The sequence below is a fragment of the Arthrobacter sp. MDB1-55 genome, from assembly GCF_059092925.1.
In genome coordinates this window covers 475,060-492,837 of sequence record NZ_JBNHID010000003.1, presented here as the reverse complement: position 1 = coordinate 492,837, position 17,778 = coordinate 475,060, and the positions used below count along the sequence as shown (strand labels likewise).

The following is a 17,778-nucleotide window of genomic DNA, read 5'->3' as shown; positions in this document are numbered from 1 at the left end:
GCTACGCCCATCTCAACGGCTGCAGCCGCATTCCCTCGTTGTCGGCGGTCGATGCCACAATGGCAGGCGTGAGTGCACCAATGAGTACCCCTACAACCATCTTCGAACAACTCGCTGCCGAGCTCGGCGTTCAGCAGTGGCAGGTCAAGGCCGCCGTCGAACTGCTCGACGGCGGATCGACAGTCCCGTTCATCGCTCGCTACCGCAAGGAAGTCACCGGGACGCTCGACGACGCTCAGCTGCGCGAGCTGGAGGAACGGTTGCGCTACCTGCGTGAGTTGGAGGACCGACGCGCGGCCGTGCTCGAATCGATCGAAGCCCAGGGCAAGCTCACCGATGAACTACGCGCCGCCGTCGTCAGCGCCACCACCAAAGCTCGGCTGGAGGACATCTATCTGCCGTTCAAGACCAAGCGGCGCACCAAAGCGCAGATCGCACGCGAAGCGGGGCTGGAACCGCTCGCCGACGCGCTGCTGGCTGATCCCTCCCTCGACCCGGTAGCCGAGGCAGGCCGCTACCTGAATGAGGCCGTGCCCACCGCCGACGACGCCCTCGCGGGAGCCCGCGCACTGCTCGTCGAACGTGCCGGGCAGGACGCAGATCTGTTGGCCGACCTGCGGGAGCGCCTCTGGAAGCAGGGACGGCTGACCTCACGGGTTGTTCCGGGCAAGGAGGCCGAGGGCCAGAAGTTCGCCGACTACTTCGACTTCACGCAGGCGCCGTCCGCGATGCCGTCGCACCGCGTGTTGGCGCTCCTGCGCGGTGAGAAGGAGGGTGTTCTGCAGCTCACGCTTACCGAGGCGGACACCACGGATGCAGAGGCGGCACTGCGTGCCCGTCGTCGTTTCGAGAACTCCGTGGCGGCCTTCCTCGGTGTCGCCGACCAGGGTCGGCCGGCTGACGCCTGGCTGATGGCCACTGTTCAACAGGCGTGGCGCCGCCTTCTCGCGAAATTGTCGATCGACCTGCGCGTCAGGCTCTTCGTCGAGGCCGAGACCGAGGCAGTACGCGTTTTTGCCGCCAACCTCCGGGACGTGCTGCTCGCGGCGCCCGCGGGCAGCCGCACCACGATCGGGCTCGATCCAGGCTTGCGGACCGGCGTCAAGGTGGCCGTCGTCGACGGAACCGGCAAGGTTCTGGAGACCGCAACGATCTACCCGCATGCACCGGCGAAAAAGTGGGACGACGCACTTGCCACGTTGTCGCGCATGGTGACCGGGCACGACGTCGAACTCATCGCAATCGGCAACGGCACCGCCTCGCGGGAGACGGACAAGCTCGCGTCGGAACTGATCTCGCTCCTGCCGGGGCGAACCCTGCACAAGCTCGTGGTGTCCGAAGCCGGGGCATCCGTGTACTCGGCGTCAGCGCTGGCTTCAGCGGAGCTGCCGGGCCTCGACGTGTCCCTGCGCGGGGCTGTGTCCATTGCCCGGCGGTTGCAGGATCCCCTGGCCGAACTGGTGAAGATCGACCCGAAGTCCATCGGTGTCGGCCAGTACCAACACGACGTCAGCCCTGCAAAGCTGGAGCGCTCACTCGATGCCGTCATCGAGGACTGCGTGAATGCGGTCGGCGTGGACGTCAATACAGCGTCACCGTCGTTGCTCACCCGGGTGGCCGGCGTCGGAACCCTGCTCAGCGAGAATATTGTTGCCCACCGGGACGCCAATGGACCTTTCGCCCGCCGGGCCGACCTTCTGAAGGTGCCGAGGCTCGGCGCGAAGGCTTTCGAGCAGTGCGCCGGCTTCCTTCGCATCCCTAACGGCGATGAGCCGCTGGATGCCTCCAGCGTGCACCCGGAAGCGTATCCCGTGGCACGGCGGATGGTGCACGACGCCGGCGGCTCACTCCGGTCGCTGAACCTCGCCCAGTACGTCGATGACACCGTTGGCCTGCCCACCCTGCAGGACATTCTTTCTGAACTGGAGAAGCCGGGCAGGGATCCGCGGCCGGCGTTCGTCACGGCGTCCTTCGCTGACGTCGAGAAGATCTCGGACTTGCGTCCGGGCATGATCATCGACGGCGTGGTGACCAACGTGGCAGCCTTCGGCGCCTTTGTCGACGTCGGAGTGCACCAGGACGGGTTGGTACACGTATCGGCCATGGCCGACCGCTTCGTCAGCGATCCCCACGAGGTCGTGAAGTCCGGCCAGGTCGTGAAGGTGAAAGTGTTGGAAGCGGATCCTGACCGGAAGCGGATCTCGCTCAGCCTGAAACTGAACGACGACGCCACGCCTCGTGGACCCAAGCCCGCGCGGGAGGCACGAACCCGGGGAGGGGAGGACCGCCGTCGTCGTTCGTCCGGCGGTCAAGGCGGAAGCCCCACGCCGGGAGGAAGTTCCAAGCCGGGTGCCCAGAGGCCGGGTGCCCAAAAGCAGGGTGCCCAGAAGCAGGGCGGAAAGGCTGCTCCGGCTCCTGCGAACAGCGCAATGGCGGAGGCACTGCGTGCTGCAGGACTGGTCCCGCCGCGCTAGACCGGTCACAAGTCCCCCAAGGGGACCCACAGACGCAAAAGAACCCCGCAACAACGTGTTGCGGGGTTCTTGAGCGTTAGCTGTTGCCTTAGGCAGGCAGCTGCAGAACGTCGCCGGTGAAGATGAGGTCGGCGTGGATGAGGGTGTCAGCGTTGGCCTGGTACAGGGCCTGCCAGCCGCCCTCGATGCCGAGTTTCTCAGCAATGGTGCTGAGGGTGTCGCCGGACTGGATGGTGTAGGTGTCGCCCGAGAGCGCAACAGCAGGAGCAGCGGGAGCCGCAGGGGCCTCCACAACGGGCGCCTCAACGACGGGCGCCTCAACGACGGGTGCCTCAACAACGGGTGCCTGGACCTGAACCGGAGCCTGCACCTCAACCTGCTGGGACTGGACCTGCACCGGGGCCGGTGCGGGAGCAGCCGGGATCGGAGTAGGGTTGGCGCCGGCGGTCAGGCCGAGCTTGGCCGAGCATGCGGGCCATGCGCCCCAACCCTGGCCGGCAAGAACGCGCTCAGCAACGGCGATCTGCTCTGCACGGCTGGCATCCTGCGGGGCTCCCTGTCCACCGAAGCCGGCCCAGGTCTGCGGGGTGAACTGCAGGCCGCCGGAGAAGCCGTTACCGGTGTTGATGCCCCAGTTTCCGCCGCTTTCGCACTGTGCGAGGGCGTCCCAGGTGCCGGCCGGAGCAGCGTTGGCTGCACCAGCGGAGGCACCGAGACCGACACCAACAAGGGCTGCCGCTGCAAGGCCGCGACGCGCGTTAAGGCTGAGTTTCTGATTCTTCATGGGATTCGATGCTCCAAAAGGCCACCTGCACTCGTTCCGTCCCCGGACATCTTTGCGCCGTTGCTCACCCTTGACTGATCAGTGGTCTTGTCTGTGGTGTCTGCCGGACGAGCAACGTGCGGTGGAGGGGCAGCACCAGGGCATTATGTGGCAGCGGTAGAAACACCGTCTGCTTTGTGATTTCCCGAAAGGGGGTTCCCTCCCACCGTAGAGGGTTTTCGAATCGTTGCCAAATCGAGATGTTTCGGTGCTTGACGAAGGGCGCCCGTGCGCTTCTTGTTTTCGAGTGGCTGAAGCCCTGTCGACCACTGTAGAACATAGGGATGGACGCGCACCAGACGATCACCTGTGAGATCCCTATGAGATGGGGAGACATGGACGCCTATGGGCACATCAACAACGTCGAGGTGGTGCGGTTGCTTGAGGAGGCGCGCATTCATGCGTTCGGGCCGCCCGGAGGAACAGGAGCGCCGGGGGAAACCCCGCCCGTTGACCTGTTCTCCTCGGTGGCCACCGGGGTGCAGGCGCTTGTTGTGGAGCACCGCATCCGATACACGGCGACGCTCGACTACCGGAACGTGCCGCTGAAGGTTCAGGTGTGGATCGCCGGTATCAAAGCCGCCAGCCTGGACATCGCCTACCGCCTTCTTGACCCCGTTACGGACCGGGTGTGCGTGAAAGCCCACACCACGCTGGCCTTTGTTGACGGCGATTCAGGATCGCTGCTGCGGCTCTCTCCTGAGCAGAAGCAGCGGCTGGCCCCGTTCGAGGGCAAGGGCCTCTTCGGATAGACCCATGAGTCGGCAGGACACACCCTCTTGGGGGATGAGGGGCGTGTCCTGCCAACTCGACGGGGCGGCAACCTCAGGCGGCGATGTAGCCGTTCGGGTTCAGCACGTACTTGGTGGCAGCACCCTTGTCGAACTCCTCATAGCCCTGCGGCGCCTGATCCAGCGGAATCGGCTTGGCGTTCACAGCCTTTGCGATATGCGCCTTTTCATGCAGGATCGCCATCATCAGCTGACGGTTGTACCGCATGACCGGGCACTGTCCGGTGGTGAAGGACAGGGACTTGGCCCATCCGGTACCCAGGGAGATCGAGAGCGATCCGACCTTCGCCGCCTCGTCGATGCCGCCCGGGTCGCCGGTGACGTACAGTCCCGGAATGCCCAATGCGCCACCAGCAGCGGTGATGCCCATCAACGAGTTGAGTACCGTCGCGGGTGCCTCGTGCGAGGCGTCCTTGCCGTGACCGCGTGCCTCGAATCCGACCGCGTCTACGCCGCAGTCCACTTCCGGTACTCCGAGAATCTGCTCGATCTGGTCCTTGGGGTCACCTTTGGAGACGTCCACCGTCTCGCAGCCAAAGGTGCGTGCCTGCGCCAACCGCTCCTCATTGAGATCACCTACGATGACGACGGCAGCACCCAGCAGATGCGCGGACAGCGCCGCGGCCAGCCCAACCGGCCCAGCACCGGCAATGTAGACGGTTGAGCCGGTGGTGACTCCGGCCGTGTACACGCCGTGGTAGCCGGTCGGGAAGATGTCGGAGAGCATGGTCAGGTCCAAGATCTTCTCCAGCGCCTGATCCCGATCCGGGAACTTCAGCAGATTCCAGTCGGCATAGGGGACGAGCACGTACTCGGCCTGGCCACCCACCCAGCCGCCCATGTCCACATAGCCATAGGCGCTGCCGGGCCGGTCGGGGTTGACGTTGAGGCAGATGCCGGTCTTGCGCTCCTTGCAGTTCCGGCAGCGGCCGCACGAGATGTTGAACGGAACCGAGCAGATGTCGCCCTTCTTGATGAACTCGACATCGCTTCCGACCTCGACCACCTCGCCGGTGATTTCGTGTCCGAGGACAAGGTCCGACGGCGCTGTGGTGCGTCCGCGGACCATGTGCTGGTCCGACCCGCAGATGTTGGTGGCCACAGTCTTGAGGATGACTCCGTGATTGACTTTCCGGCCGACATTGGCTGGATTGACTCCCGGTCCGTCTTGCAGCTCGAACGTCGGGTAGTCGGTATCGATGACTTCAACCTTGCCGGGGCCCTTATAGGCCACAGCCCTGTTTCCTGACATGGTGCTCCCTCTCAGATTGGTGGACGTTCGTCGTCGAACGTCCCTTCACAAGGCCGTGACCGACCCGAGCGTCAGCAGTGTGGCCTCGCGGTCAGTCTAGGGCGGGCAGGCCGGCGATGATACCGGGTTGATAAATATTCCACTCGTACAAAATCATGCCCCACCGGTCTCCCGGCGGGGCATGATCCATGGAGCTAGATTGCTAGATTGCTAGATGGCCCGGCTTCCGCGGTGCCGCATCGAATAGGCTGCACCCAGACCGACGGCGATGATGCCGAGGATTAGATTCAGCCAGTTCGTTGAGGCATTCGTGGACAGGACGTTGGCTGCAGAATCGCCGACAATCAGTCCGTACAGCCACATGATGAGCAGGACGACGCCGCTCCCGATCAGGAAGTTGCGAGCCGATAGCACTCCGCGGCTCATCCAGACTCCGGCACCTCCCATGGCCAGGTACACCAGATTGAGCAGGACGGACACCTGGAACGCGCCCAGGAGCATCGCCTCGGAACCGGATGCGAAAGCCATGGAATCGTATTGTGCGGTGATTCCCGGGATGAGCCCGAGGATCCCCATCAGCAGGAAAACTACTCCCATCCCCATCGAGGCGCTGCGAACGTGGTCGCGCGTCACATGGAAATCATGTGCGTGGTGTGATGCGGTAGTCATCTCCCCTCCTAGTGTGTGAATATGACTCTTCGCTGTGCCGCGAGACGTCAGGAGAGGCGCACCGCATGCACCGCCGTTGGAGGAGCGCAAACCGCGCTCAACCAGCACTCTCATTTTACTGCTCGAATACCCACCTGATAAGGGAAAACGATGGCTGACAGGGTGATGATCACGGGTGCGACGGCCGGACTCGGGGCCGAGTTCGCGGAGCAGTTCGCGGCGCGGGGTGCGGGGGTGGTCCTGGTGGCGAGGAATTCCTCCCGGCTGGAGGAGAAAGCAGCAGCGCTGCGCTCACGCTTCGGTGTCCCGGTTGAGGTGCTGGTGGCTGACCTGCACGACGACGACGGCCTGCGCCGCGTTCTCGACAGACTGCGGGACGATGCGGAGCCAGTTTCCACCCTGGTGAACAATGCCGGCTATGGGCTGGCCAAATCCTTCGAGGAAAACCGGCTTGAGGACGAATTGAATCATGCCGCCATCCACCTCACCGTTCCGCTGGCTCTCAGCCACGCCGCCCTTCAGGGCATGCTGGCACGCGGATCCGGACGGATTATCAACGTGGCGAGCGTCGCCGGGTTCACGCCGAGGGGCACCTACAGTGCGCTGAAGGCAGCCATGATCAACTTCAGCAGGTGGGCGAACTTCGCGTACCGCAAGCGGGGCATTACGGTAATGGCACTGTGTCCAGGATTTGTTCATACGGAGTTTCACGACCGGATGGGGATGGACAAGGCGTCCGTACCGTCGTGGATGTGGCTGCAGGCGAAGGACGTTGTCCGGGAAGCGCTGAAGGACCTTGCGGCAGGGAAGGCGGTGTCCATCCCCAGCAAGCGCTACAAGGTGCTGGCGTTCGTGGCGACGAATGCGCCGTCGTCGTTGGTGGCGGCCCTTGCCTCCCGCGGCAGGTGACCTGACGTGTGGGTAGGGACTGTCGAGTTCGATCTCCTGTTGGGGGACGTGCACTCCCTGAAAGGGAAGCGCTCACTGGTCCGGCCGCTGGTGGCGGAGGTGCGGCGGCGCTTCGATGTGTCGGTCGCAGAGGTGGATTCGCAGGACCTGCATCGCCGCGCGACGGTGGGAGTGGGGCTGGTTTCCGGCGACCGCAGGCACGTGGTCGACGTGCTCGATGCCGTAGAGCGGTTTGTCGCAGGCAGGCCGGAGCTTGAACTGTTGAGTGCCCGTCGCCGAATTGTGACCGGTGATGACTAACCAGATCGCAAGCGGGCTTACTACCATGGGAATGTTGAGGCGTACTTACAGGGAGGTAAGAGCGTGTCTGGATTCTTCAAGCTGGTTGACGCCCATGATCATGGGTACCGGCTCAAGCTGATGGCCGAGGACGGCACCCTTGTCGCGGTCTCTGCTTATTTTCCGACGAAGCAGGCGGCTATCGAGGGCATCGACGTTATTCGCGAAATCGCCGGGACCGGTCCCGTGATGGACCATACGCGCAAGGATGAGTCGCGCAAGCAGCAGGCCCGCAAGGAGCATCCTGTCCATCCCGTTGCAAAAGGCCGGCTGTCTGCCTGACTTCACGCGAGGCATCGAATCCTACATCATGTAGGATTTTGCCCGGCTCGGGTAGACTCGGAGGTATGAAGGCCCAAAGTAGCGTCTCGTCCCACTCACCGTTGTCCCGCAGGGCACTCCGTGACGGGGTCTATGACATCTTGCTCGAGATGCTGTTGGCCGGTGAATTCGAACCCGGTGCTCCACTCGGCATCGACTCCCTTTCCCGCCGTCTCGAGGTTTCTCCCACCCCTATCCGGGAAGCTCTCGTTCAGCTCGAACACACGGGGTTGGTCAGTCGCGCCGCACTCAAGGGCTATCGCGTAGCGCCCCCACTCAGTGTCCAGCAGATGAGGGAGCTGTTCGATGCCCGACTCGTCGTCGAGGTGGCGGCGGCGACACGGGCGGCGTCTGCCCATCATGAACTGGTGGCTGAGCTCCGTGAGGCGCATGATCAGCACCAGAGCGCGGCGGAGGGGTTTCGCAACGCTGACGGCCAATCCCGGCTGGGGGAGTACCGCCGCTATTTTGAGGCGGACTGGAATTTTCACGAGACCATCCTGCGCCACTGCGGTAACCGCTTCCTTCAGCAGATGGCCCAGATGGCAAGTACCCACACGCACAGGTTGAGGCAGTCCGCCCGTCACGGGTCGGATGACATGAGCCTGGCTATTGCCGAGCACGCGGAGATCCTCCAGGCCTTCGAACGCGGGGATGGATCGGCTGCTTCCGAAGCGATGGACCGGCACATTCGGGGCGCCCAGAAGCGGGCGCTCGCCGAGGAGAACTAGGCACACTCGCCGCCGCCGCGTCATCAATTTCACCTTCCATTGCATGTAGCTGTTCCATATGTCACACTCTTCGTAGATCCAATAGGATTTTTTATCTACGATTCGATCGGGCCCACGCGAAAACGACTCGTAAGCCGTCCGAGGCGCACATTTATCAAAGGAGATAACGGATGTTCAACAGGAAGCTCCAGCTCACAGGCCTTCTCGCCACGGGAGCCCTTGCCCTGTCGGCCTGCGGTTCAGCAAGCCAGGCGGGCGAAGCAGCCGATGGCAGCTTCGAACCCACGGGCGATGTGACCATGACAGTGCCGTTCGGTGCAGGCGGCGGAAGCGACCTCTCCGGTCGCGCCATCGCCAGTGGCCTTGAAGAAATCACCGGCGTCAACATCAACACCGTTAACCGCGAAGGCGGATCCGGCGCTGTGGGCTACTCGCAGTTCCTGGCTGAACAGGGTAACGGTAACCACCTGCTGGCCACAGAAACCGCGATGCTCGCGCTGCCCATCACGCAGGACGTCGAATTCACGTACGAGAGCTTCACACCCATCATGAAGCTCGGCGACGACTACACCGTCGTCACTGTGGCCCCGGACTCACCGTTCGAAAGCTGCTCCGATGTTGTGGAAGCAGCAAAAGACGGCCGCGTGATCGCCGCCGTCTCCGGAGCTACCAGCCTCGACGAAATCGTCTTCACGCTCATCGAGCAGGAGACCGGCGTCGAGTTCGACCGCGTCCCCTTTGAATCAGGCAGTGAAGTGGTGACCGGCCTCCTGGGCGGTCAGGTCGACGTCATCTCCGTCAACCCGGGCGAGGTCCTGGGACAGCTCGAGGCCGGCAGCCTGAAGCCCCTCTGCGCTGTTGCCGAGGAACGCTACGAGTATGAGGCACTCGCCGACATCCCGACCGCTGCAGAGCAGGGCATCGATGTTGCCTTCGCGCAGTTCCGCGGCCTTATTGCACCCGGAGGGATTTCCGAGGAGGCCAAGCAGTACTGGATCGATGCGGCCAAGGAATTCGAGAAGTCCGAGGCCTACACGACCTACATCGAGGAGAACCTCATGCAGGCCAATGCCTCCTACGGCGACGACTTCGTCACCTACCTCGAAGGCAACAACGCCGACCTGACGGCAGTGCTGGGCGAGTAATGACTTCCACCATCACCGGCGCCAACCTCCGCAAGGCGGTGGCGAGCCTGATCATTGCGTTCATCGGCATCGCCGCCGTCATCGGTGGCTTCGGCTACGGCTTCATCGAGGACGGGCGGATCGCCGCGGGCTTCCTGCCCGTCCTCGTTGGAGGTGCCATGGCCCTCTTCGCACTGCTCGACGTCGTTGGCTCCCTTCGGAACTCGGAGAAGGAATCGACGCTGCTCGAGACCGTCCACATCGAAGCCGCCGAAACTCTTGAACCGGTTGCGGAACCGGAGAGCGATCTCGATATCTACGGGCGCTCCGGCAAGCAGCGCGACCGCATGCTGCTCATGGTTATCGGGATCATCCTGGCCACCGTGCTGCTGGTACCGGTTCTCGGATTCGTCATCGCCTTCGCCCTCATGCTCGTTGTCATCGCCGTAGTCGTCGAACGGCGCCGGCTCCTGCCATCCATCCTTGTGAGCGCCATAGCCCTGGCTGCTGCGTACGGAATCTTCGTCTTGTTCCTGCGCGTGCCGCTGCCTACCGGCATCCTCGGAATCTAGGAGGAACGCTATGTGGGAAAACCTCATGCTGGGCTTTTCAACAGCCCTCACAGTCGAAAACCTCCTCTGGTGCTTCGTCGGCGTTCTCGTCGGCACCGTGATCGGGCTCATGCCCGGGCTCGGATCCACCACGGGTGTTGCCATCCTCATTCCGCTTACCCTCGGAATGGAGCCGGTAACGGCGCTGATCATGCTGGCCGGCATCTACTACGGTGCGCAGTATGGCGGAACCATCACGTCTGTCCTGATCTCCACACCGGGTGAAGCCGCGAGCGTTGTCACAACGCTGGACGGCTATCAGATGGCGAGGAACGGACGAGCCGGCGCAGCCCTCGCTATCGCCGCAATCGGTTCCTTCATTGCAGCGATCATCTCGCTGGCGCTGCTGATGGCCCTCGCTCCGCCATTCGCACAGTTCGCGCTCAACTTCGGTCCGGTCGAGAACCTGGCCATCATGATCCTCGGTTTGATCACCGTGGTGAGCTTCGCCGGTGGATCCATGCGCAAGGGCCTCATGATGGCCGCCGCTGGATTGCTGATCTCCACCGTCGGTGTGGCTTCGGGCTTCAGCGACGCACGCTTCACGTTCGGGAACGTCAACCTGCTGGGCGGAATCCCCTTCGTTGAAGTGATGATCGGTCTCTTCGCACTGGGCGAAGTACTGCACCAGATCCGTGTCGGAGCCGCAGCGCCTATCAAGGCGCGGTTCAAGGACATGGTCATCAGCCGCAAAGAACTGACAAAGTCAGGACCCTCGATCATCCGCGGCAGCTTCATCGGCTTCCTGCTCGGCTGCCTGCCGGGTGCCGGATCGACCCTCGCCTCCTTCATGTCCTACGGCATCGAGAAGCGTCTCTCCAAAAACAAGGAGAACTTCGGCAAGGGAGCCATCGAAGGCGTCGCTTCCCCGGAAAGCGCCAACAATGCGGCAGCCAACGCCAACTTCGTGCCCACGCTCGCCCTGGGCATCCCCGGCGGCGGTACCACCGCCGTCCTGCTTGGTGCGTTCACGATCTACGGACTCCAGCCCGGCCCGCTGCTCTTCGAACAGCAGCCCACGCTCGTGTGGGGCCTGTTGGTCTCGTTCTTCATCGGCAACGTCATGCTGCTGGTCCTGAACCTGCCGTTGGCTCCGGTGTTCGCACAGATGCTGCGGATCCCCTACGCCTACCTGTACCCGATCATCGTTCTGACCAGCCTCATTGGCGCCTACTCGGTGAGCAACAACATGTTCAGCGTGTGGCTCGTGGTGATCTTCGGCATTATCGGCTTCTTCATGAAGGAACTGGACCTTCCCATCGCTCCACTGGTGCTGGGCCTTGTGCTCGGCCCGCTGTTCGAGAAGTCACTCGTCCAGACCTCGGCCCTCGGCCAGGGTAACTTCGGCATCCTCCTCCAGAGCCCGATCGCCGTCTCCATCCTCATCTTCGCGCTGCTGCTCGCGGTCGGCCCCACCATCATCGGCGGCATCCGGCGCTCCCAGCGCAACAAGAGCAAAGGGCTCACCCATGTATGAAAATAACGGGTACACGCGATCGGACTGGCCGATCGCCGCTGCCCTGCTGCAGTTTCCCGGAACCCTCCCTGACGGAACCTCCGTCCAGGACGCGTCGGCAGACGTCTGGCTGGACACCCTTCGGCAGGTGCGCGAGGTCGGATTCGACTGCGTGGACCTCACCGACAGCTGGCTCAAGCCGGGAAACCTCAGCGCCCGTCGTCTGACCGAGTTCCGCGACACGCTCACCGAAGCGGACCTCAGTGCCCCTGCGCTGTCCATCGTTCGCACGAGCGTCATCGATCCGCAGTCCGGCGAAGCAAACCTTGAGTATGTGCACAGGAGCATCGAGTCCGCCGTCGCACTGGGAACCGGAACCCTGTCACTGGGACTGCACCAGCCCCTGACGCAGGAGCAGCGTGAGCGCCTCTGGTTCTGGACCGCGAAGGGCGCCGCCGACCCACTGGAAGACCGTGAGGTCTGGAACCTCGCCGTCGAACGTTTCCGGGAGATCGGCCGGCACGCTGCCGAATACGGGATGGTTGTCTCGCTCGAGCTGTACGAGGACACGTTCCTCGGAACCGCGGACAGCGCCGTTCAACTCATCGAGGACATCGGGCTGGACAACGTTGGTCTCAACCCGGACATCGGGAACCTCGTCAGGCTGCACCGTCCCATCGAGGACTGGCAGGAGATGCTCCGCAAGACCCTCCCGTACACCAACTACTGGCAGGTCAAGAACTATTTCCGGGACGAGAATCCGGAGACCGGCCTCGTCACTTCGGCCCCGGCGCCGCTCGAATACGGATTCATCAACTACCGCACCGCAATCCGCGAGGCGCTGGCCCTCGGCTTCAACGGCGTCTTCTGCTGTGAGCACTACGGCGGCGACGGACTCGGCGTGAGCGCCACCAACCGGCGCTACCTGCAGAGCCTGCTCCCGGAGGTTCGCACACCAGCCACCGCCTCGGACCGATCCAAGCGCACTATCCAGGAGGTCGCATCATGACCGCGTTACGTTCGGACGCAGCAACCTTCGCCGAGGACATGCTCACCGGCTTCGTTGCGGCGAACCGCCAGTACGTCCGGCGTGTTGACGGCGGAGTTGTCCGCGCCACGGCCATGAAGGATGGACAGGTATCGCTCGTCGTGGGCGGCGGATCCGGCCACTATCCCGCATTCGCCGGCTTGGTAGGTCCCGGCCTGGCCAGCGGCTCAGTGTGCGGAAACATCTTTGCCTCTCCCTCGGCGTCGCAGATCCGCCGGGTATCCCGCGCCACTCACCGCGGCGGCGGCGTCCTCCTGAGTTACGGCAACTATGCAGGCGACGTGCTGCACTTCGGCCTCGCCCAGGAGCAGCTTCGGTCCGAGGGGATCGATGTGCGCACCGTCGTCGTGACCGATGACATCGCGAGCGCACCGCAGGATGAGATGACGAAGCGGCGCGGTATTGCCGGTGATCTCACGGTCTTCAAGGTCGCCGGAGCGGCCGCTGAGGCAGGACTCACCCTGGATGAGGTCGAGGAACTTGCACAGCGGACCAACGCCCGAACCCGTTCGTTGGGCATTGCATTCGCGGGCTGCACGTTGCCCGGCGCGGACGAGCCGCTGTTCACCGTGGCTGAAGGAACCATGTCCATTGGGCTGGGCATCCACGGCGAACCCGGCATTTCCGAGGCGGAACTGCCGACGGCGGATGAACTCGCCGAGCTGCTGGTCACCCGCCTGCTGGCGGACAAGCCGCACGACGCCGGCACCCGCCTGAGCATCATCCTGAACGGTCTGGGGACGGTCAAGTACGAGGAGCTGTTCGTTCTCTTCGGGAAGGTTTCCAGTTTGCTGGAGCGCGAAGGGCTCACCATCGTCGAACCGGAGTGTGGAGAGCTCGTCACGAGCCTGGACATGTCCGGCCTCTCGCTGACCTTCTTCTGGCTCGACGACGAACTGGAACGCTGGTGGGCCGCTCCGGCCAATACGCCCGCCTACCGCAAGGGTGCCATCAGCGCGGAACTGGACACCAACGACGTCGCGAATCTCGACGAGGAGGAGCTCTTCGCCGACGAGGGGCAGTGGCAGCACGAGGCGGCGCCGGCTGCCGCGCGCGTGCTCGGGCTGGTCAGCACCATGCTCACCGAAGCCGAGCACGACCTCGGGCGGTTGGACGCCATCGCCGGTGACGGAGACCATGGCATCGGCATGGCACGCGGGGCTGAGGGAGCGGCGGCTGCCGCAGCGGTCTCGCAGGATGCCGGGCACGGCATGGGCAGGCTGCTCCGCGAAGCCGGTGCCGCCTGGGCCGAGAAAGCAGGCGGCACGTCCGGAGCCCTCTGGGGTGCGGCCATCACGGCAGTCGGACGGGTGCTGCAGGACGAGGAATCCCTCACTCCGCAGGCAGTCGCTGCCGCGGTTGATGCCGCGCTCGAGGCGATGGTTTCGCTCGGAAAGGCTCAACTGGGCGACAAGACCATGCTCGACGCGCTCATTCCCTTCGCCGAAACACTGCGGAACGCGGTCGACGCCGGCACCGACCTTGGCGAGGCCTGGGATACCGCGGCTTCCCGCGCCGAAGCAGCGGCAGCGGAGACAGCCAATCTCCGCCCCCGAATGGGCAGGGCACGGCCTCTTGCTGAAAAGAGCCTCGGGCACCCAGATGCGGGGGCGGTGTCCCTCGCGATGGTGGTGGCCACGGTCGGGGCAGCACATAAGGATTCTGCAAGGAAGGAAGACGTACTCTCATGAGCGAGAAACTACGGATCGTCGTCGGATGCGACAGCGCCGGACTCGAATACAAGGACGCCCTCAAGGCGGATCTCCAGGCGGACGAGCGCGTCGGTGAGGTGATCGACGTCGGTATCACCGGCAGTGAAAATACCGATTACCCGCACATTGCCGTCGACGCCGCACGCAAGATCCAGTCGGGCGACGCTGACCGCGCCCTGTTGATCTGCGGCACCGGACTGGGCGTCGCTATTGCCGCCAACAAGGTCAAGGGCGTACGTGCCGGCACTGCACACGACAGCTTCTCCGTCGAGCGCCTGGTGCTGAGTAACAACGCGCAGATCCTCACCATGGGCCAGCGGGTCATCGGCCTTGAGCTTGCCCGCAGGCTCGCCCGTGAATGGGTTGGCTATACATTTGATCCCCAGTCCGCGTCAGCCGGCAAGGTCGACGCCATCTGCTCCTACGAGAAAGACTGATCCCCATGACTGCAGAAGTTCAGAACCGCCCCCGTATTGCCCTCACCCTCGGTGATCCGGCCGGCGTCGGCCCGGAACTGGCCGTCAAGCTGCTCGCAAAGCCCGAGACCACGCAGGTCGCTGAGGTCTATGTGCTGGCTGATCGTGCCGAGGTTGAAGCCGCAGCCGCAGCAGCCGGCGTCACCGTACCCCTTGCTGATGAGCCCGCTCCCGGGTTCGCCGTGCTGCTCGATGACAACTCGGCTCCCGCCGAGCCCATCACGGTCCGCGAGGTGTCCCAGGCGGCAGGGGAGCGCACCATGCATCAGCTGCGCCGCGCCGTCGCACTCGCCAACGAGGGCAAGGTGGAGGCCATCCTCTTCACGCCGCTGAACAAGACCAGCCTCAAGCTGGGCGGCATGAATGAAGAGGACGAACTGCGCTGGTTCGCCAAGGAGCTCAACTACACCGGCACCACCAGCGAACTCAATGTCCTTCCCGGGCTGTGGACCGCCCGGGTTACCTCGCATATCCCGATCAGCGAGGTAGCCGAGCGCATCACCCCGGAGAACGTCACTGCCGCCATCCGCCTGTTGCACGGCGTTCTGTCCGACTCCGGCCTCGAATCCCCACGGGTGGCAGTCTGCGCGCTGAATCCGCACGCCGGTGAGAACGGCAACTTCGGCCGGGAAGAGATTGACCAGATCGCTCCGGGTATCGCCGACGCGGTAGCGGAGGGAATCAACGCCCAGGGCCCGTTCCCGTCCGACACCGTGTTCCTTGCGGCCAAGCGGGGCGACTTCGACGGCGTCGTCACCATGTACCACGACCAGGGCCAGATCGCGATGAAGCTCATTGGCTTCGACCGCGGCGTCACCATCCAGGGCGGCCTGCCGATTGTGATTGCGACGCCGGCGCACGGCACCGCATTCGACATCGTGGGGAAGAACATCGCAAACCTCGGAGCGACTGAGCACGCGTTCGAGCTGGCAGCGGCGATCGGTTCGCGTTTACGGGCGTCGAAGACCCTTGTCTGAACCCTTGTCTGAGGATCTGTCGGCGCGGTCGGGACGGCCGGTCACTATCGGCATCAGTACCAAGATGTACCTCGGCTACGCCGCGTCCTGTGCCTGGGTTGGAGAGGTGGTGCGCATTGCCCAGATGAGCCCCGCGGTACAGGCCGGGCGGGTGGAACTGTTCGTGGCGCCGTCGTTCCCCGTGCTTGAAACTGCGCTCCGGCTGACGCGGGGTACTCCCGTGAAGGTCGGAGCGCAGAACGCCAGCGACCAGGACTCCGGCGCCCTGACCGGTGAGGTCAGCCCGGCTTTCCTCGCAGAGATGGGTGTGGAGCTCGTCGAGTTCGGACACGCAGAACGACGCCGGTACTTTGGTGAGGATGACGGCGTGACCGCCGCGAAGGTGGCAGCGGCGCAGCGGAACGGCATCACGCCGCTGTTATGCGTCGGCGAGCTTGAGCGTACGTCCGTCGAGGATGCCGCGCAGTTCTGCCTTGAGCAGGTTGCAACGGCGGGCGTCAGCGCCACCGGTCCGGTTCCGGTCCTCGCCTACGAACCGGTGTGGGCCATCGGTGCAGCCGAGCCGGCCGGTGCCGAACACGTGCGGGGAGTGGTGGCCCGGATTAAGGCGGAGCTGCCCGAAGGGATCACCGTCATCTACGGCGGAAGCGCCGGTCCGGGTCTGCTGCCGCGCCTCCAGCCCGAGGTGGACGGCCTCTTCCTGGGCCGCTTCGCCCATGATCCGCGAAACCTCGAGCTCATCCTCGCTGAGGCGGGACAGTAAGCCCACTTCCATTGACGGCCGAATATTAGTACAGTTGTTATGCTCCGGTTTCCCCCAAACCGGTGCGCAAGTGCCGGCACCCGCACGCATCCCCCATTCGTGCGGCTGCCGGCACCATACTTCAAGGGTCCGGACACTTTGAGGGTCCGGACATCCAAGAGTCCGTGGCGTTTAAGCGTGCGTGTTTGCGTTGCTACCGTGAAGGCATGACTGCCCACCCCACGCGTCTCCTCCTCGATGTAGACACCGGGATCGACGACGCCGTCGCCCTCCTTTACCTGCTGGGCGTGCCGGACGTGCGGATTGAGGGGATTACCTGCACGGCGGGTAATGTCTCCGCGCAGCAGGTTGCCGCGAACACCCTCGCTTTGCTGGAGCTGGCAGGGGTTCACAATGTAGAGGTCGCGATCGCACGGGAAGTCCCGCTGGAGATTCCGCTGGTCACCACCGAGGAAACCCATGGCGATCAAGGGCTTGGTTATGCAGTGTTGCCTCCTGCTCGACGGTCAGTTCCCAGCCGCTCGGGCGTCGATCTCTGGGTGGAGGCGGCGCGGGCTTATCCCGGCGAGCTCACCGGGTTGGTCACTGGCCCTCTCACCAACCTGGCCCTCGCGATCCGGCAGGAACCTGAACTTCCTCGCCTGTTGAAGGGTCTCGTAATCATGGGAGGTTCTTTCAACTACCAGGGAAACACCACGCCCGTCGCGGAGTGGAACACCCACGTCGATCCTCATGCGGCCCGAGAGGTCTATGCGGCGTACGGAGGCGTGCCGGTGGAGAAGCTGCCCATCGTCTGCGCGCTTGAAACCACAGAGCGCATCGAGTGCCGCCCTGAACACCTCGACAGATTGGCGGCCGCCGCGGGAGTTCCTGCCGAGCTGCTGTCCACCAACGACGACGACGGGTTGAGGAGCGCGTCGCCGAACCCGGTGATCGCGTTTCTTTCCGATGCGCTCCGCTTCTACATGGAGTTTCACCGGCTCTACAACCAGGGCTACATCGCCCACCTGCATGATCTCTTCGCCGCAATGGTCGCAACCGGAGAAGCCCGCTTCACCGCACGGGAGGCCCATGTCGACGTCGAAACCGAGTCGGCGTTGACGTTCGCCCAGACCGTGGGCGACTTCGCGGGCTTCCGTAAACTACCGCCGAACGCCCGTGTGGTCACCGGAAATCACCCGGCCGAGGTCTTTGACCTCATGATCTCGCGGATCGCCGCTGTTGCCCGGAGGGCGAGCGCCGCCTGATCCCGGTACACTGGTGAGCTGCCGGCGGATACGCAGGCCTGCGCCGAGGTGACAT

18 protein-coding genes are annotated in these 17,778 nt (G+C 64.0%); 15 read left to right on the top strand and 3 right to left on the bottom strand.

Features of this window, described 5'->3' with window-relative positions; genetic code table 11:
• Window positions 1-80: 80 nt before the first annotated feature.
• Window positions 81-2,474: a Tex family protein gene (locus tag AC5RU3_RS13880; RefSeq protein ID WP_493965934.1), complete on the top strand. Its 2,394-nt coding sequence runs from the start codon at window positions 81-83 to the stop codon at window positions 2,472-2,474.
• Window positions 2,475-2,562: 88 nt separating this feature from the next.
• Here the strand turns inward: AC5RU3_RS13880 and AC5RU3_RS13875 are convergent, their stop codons facing one another.
• The gene (locus AC5RU3_RS13875; RefSeq protein WP_493965933.1) at window positions 2,563-3,258 is read right to left on the bottom strand and encodes a transglycosylase family protein; all 696 of its coding nucleotides are present in this window, start codon (window positions 3,256-3,258) and stop codon (window positions 2,563-2,565) included.
• 323 nt (window positions 3,259-3,581) lie between these two features.
• Between AC5RU3_RS13875 and AC5RU3_RS13870 the strand changes: the two genes are divergently transcribed.
• On the top strand, window positions 3,582-4,049 hold the full coding sequence (locus tag AC5RU3_RS13870; protein ID WP_309070992.1) for an acyl-CoA thioesterase: 468 nt from the start codon (window positions 3,582-3,584) through the stop codon (window positions 4,047-4,049).
• A 73-nt stretch (window positions 4,050-4,122) separates the two neighbouring features.
• On the opposite strand, the gene fdhA is transcribed toward AC5RU3_RS13870, so the two are convergent.
• Entirely contained in the window at window positions 4,123-5,340 is a 1,218-nt protein-coding gene (fdhA, locus tag AC5RU3_RS13865; RefSeq protein ID WP_493965932.1) for a formaldehyde dehydrogenase, glutathione-independent, read from the bottom strand.
• A 210-nt stretch (window positions 5,341-5,550) separates the two neighbouring features.
• The gene (locus tag AC5RU3_RS13860; RefSeq protein ID WP_493965931.1) at window positions 5,551-6,009 is read right to left on the bottom strand and encodes a DUF4383 domain-containing protein; all 459 of its coding nucleotides are present in this window, start codon (window positions 6,007-6,009) and stop codon (window positions 5,551-5,553) included.
• Between the two features lie 150 nt (window positions 6,010-6,159).
• Between AC5RU3_RS13860 and AC5RU3_RS13855 the strand changes: the two genes are divergently transcribed.
• The 13 genes from AC5RU3_RS13855 to AC5RU3_RS13795 all read left to right on the top strand — a co-directional run bounded on the left by AC5RU3_RS13855 (window position 6,160) and on the right by AC5RU3_RS13795 (window position 17,723).
• Window positions 6,160-6,918 (top strand): SDR family NAD(P)-dependent oxidoreductase, encoded by a 759-nt coding sequence (locus AC5RU3_RS13855; RefSeq protein WP_493965930.1) that lies wholly within the window; start codon window positions 6,160-6,162, stop codon window positions 6,916-6,918.
• A 6-nt stretch (window positions 6,919-6,924) separates the two neighbouring features.
• Window positions 6,925-7,218, top strand: coding sequence for a DUF503 domain-containing protein (locus AC5RU3_RS13850; RefSeq protein ID WP_309070988.1), 294 nt, complete (start codon window positions 6,925-6,927; stop codon window positions 7,216-7,218).
• Window positions 7,219-7,281: 63 nt separating this feature from the next.
• Entirely contained in the window at window positions 7,282-7,539 is a 258-nt protein-coding gene (locus tag AC5RU3_RS13845; protein ID WP_309070987.1) for a DUF1508 domain-containing protein, read from the top strand.
• 65 nt (window positions 7,540-7,604) lie between these two features.
• Entirely contained in the window at window positions 7,605-8,309 is a 705-nt protein-coding gene (locus AC5RU3_RS13840; RefSeq protein WP_493965929.1) for a GntR family transcriptional regulator, read from the top strand.
• A gap of 170 nt (window positions 8,310-8,479) precedes the next feature.
• A complete protein-coding gene (locus AC5RU3_RS13835; protein WP_309070985.1) occupies window positions 8,480-9,454 on the top strand; it encodes a tripartite tricarboxylate transporter substrate binding protein in 975 nt (324 codons plus the stop codon).
• On the top strand, window positions 9,454-10,005 hold the full coding sequence (locus AC5RU3_RS13830) for a tripartite tricarboxylate transporter TctB family protein (RefSeq protein ID WP_493965928.1): 552 nt from the start codon (window positions 9,454-9,456) through the stop codon (window positions 10,003-10,005). Before AC5RU3_RS13835 ends, AC5RU3_RS13830 begins: the two co-directional genes overlap by 1 nt.
• A 10-nt stretch (window positions 10,006-10,015) precedes the next feature.
• Window positions 10,016-11,521 carry a tripartite tricarboxylate transporter permease gene (locus AC5RU3_RS13825; protein WP_493965927.1) on the top strand — a complete coding sequence of 502 codons (1,506 nt, stop codon included), beginning with the start codon at window positions 10,016-10,018 and terminating at the stop codon, window positions 11,519-11,521.
• The gene (locus tag AC5RU3_RS13820) at window positions 11,514-12,509 is read left to right on the top strand and encodes a sugar phosphate isomerase/epimerase family protein (RefSeq protein WP_493965926.1); all 996 of its coding nucleotides are present in this window, start codon (window positions 11,514-11,516) and stop codon (window positions 12,507-12,509) included. The genes AC5RU3_RS13825 and AC5RU3_RS13820 overlap by 8 nt, the downstream gene beginning before the upstream one ends.
• Window positions 12,506-14,239, top strand: a complete 1,734-nt coding sequence (locus AC5RU3_RS13815; protein ID WP_493965925.1) for a dihydroxyacetone kinase family protein — start codon at window positions 12,506-12,508, stop codon at window positions 14,237-14,239. Before AC5RU3_RS13820 ends, AC5RU3_RS13815 begins: the two co-directional genes overlap by 4 nt.
• Window positions 14,236-14,697 carry a ribose-5-phosphate isomerase gene (locus tag AC5RU3_RS13810; RefSeq protein WP_309070980.1) on the top strand — a complete coding sequence of 154 codons (462 nt, stop codon included), beginning with the start codon at window positions 14,236-14,238 and terminating at the stop codon, window positions 14,695-14,697. Before AC5RU3_RS13815 ends, AC5RU3_RS13810 begins: the two co-directional genes overlap by 4 nt.
• Window positions 14,698-14,702: 5 nt before the next feature.
• Window positions 14,703-15,713 carry a 4-hydroxythreonine-4-phosphate dehydrogenase PdxA gene (locus AC5RU3_RS13805; RefSeq protein ID WP_309070979.1) on the top strand — a complete coding sequence of 337 codons (1,011 nt, stop codon included), beginning with the start codon at window positions 14,703-14,705 and terminating at the stop codon, window positions 15,711-15,713.
• A 4-nt stretch (window positions 15,714-15,717) separates the two neighbouring features.
• Window positions 15,718-16,476: a triose-phosphate isomerase family protein gene (locus tag AC5RU3_RS13800; protein ID WP_493965924.1), complete on the top strand. Its 759-nt coding sequence runs from the start codon at window positions 15,718-15,720 to the stop codon at window positions 16,474-16,476.
• A gap of 206 nt (window positions 16,477-16,682) precedes the next feature.
• Window positions 16,683-17,723, top strand: a complete 1,041-nt coding sequence (locus AC5RU3_RS13795) for a nucleoside hydrolase (protein ID WP_493965923.1) — start codon at window positions 16,683-16,685, stop codon at window positions 17,721-17,723.
• Window positions 17,724-17,778 lie beyond the last annotated feature (55 nt).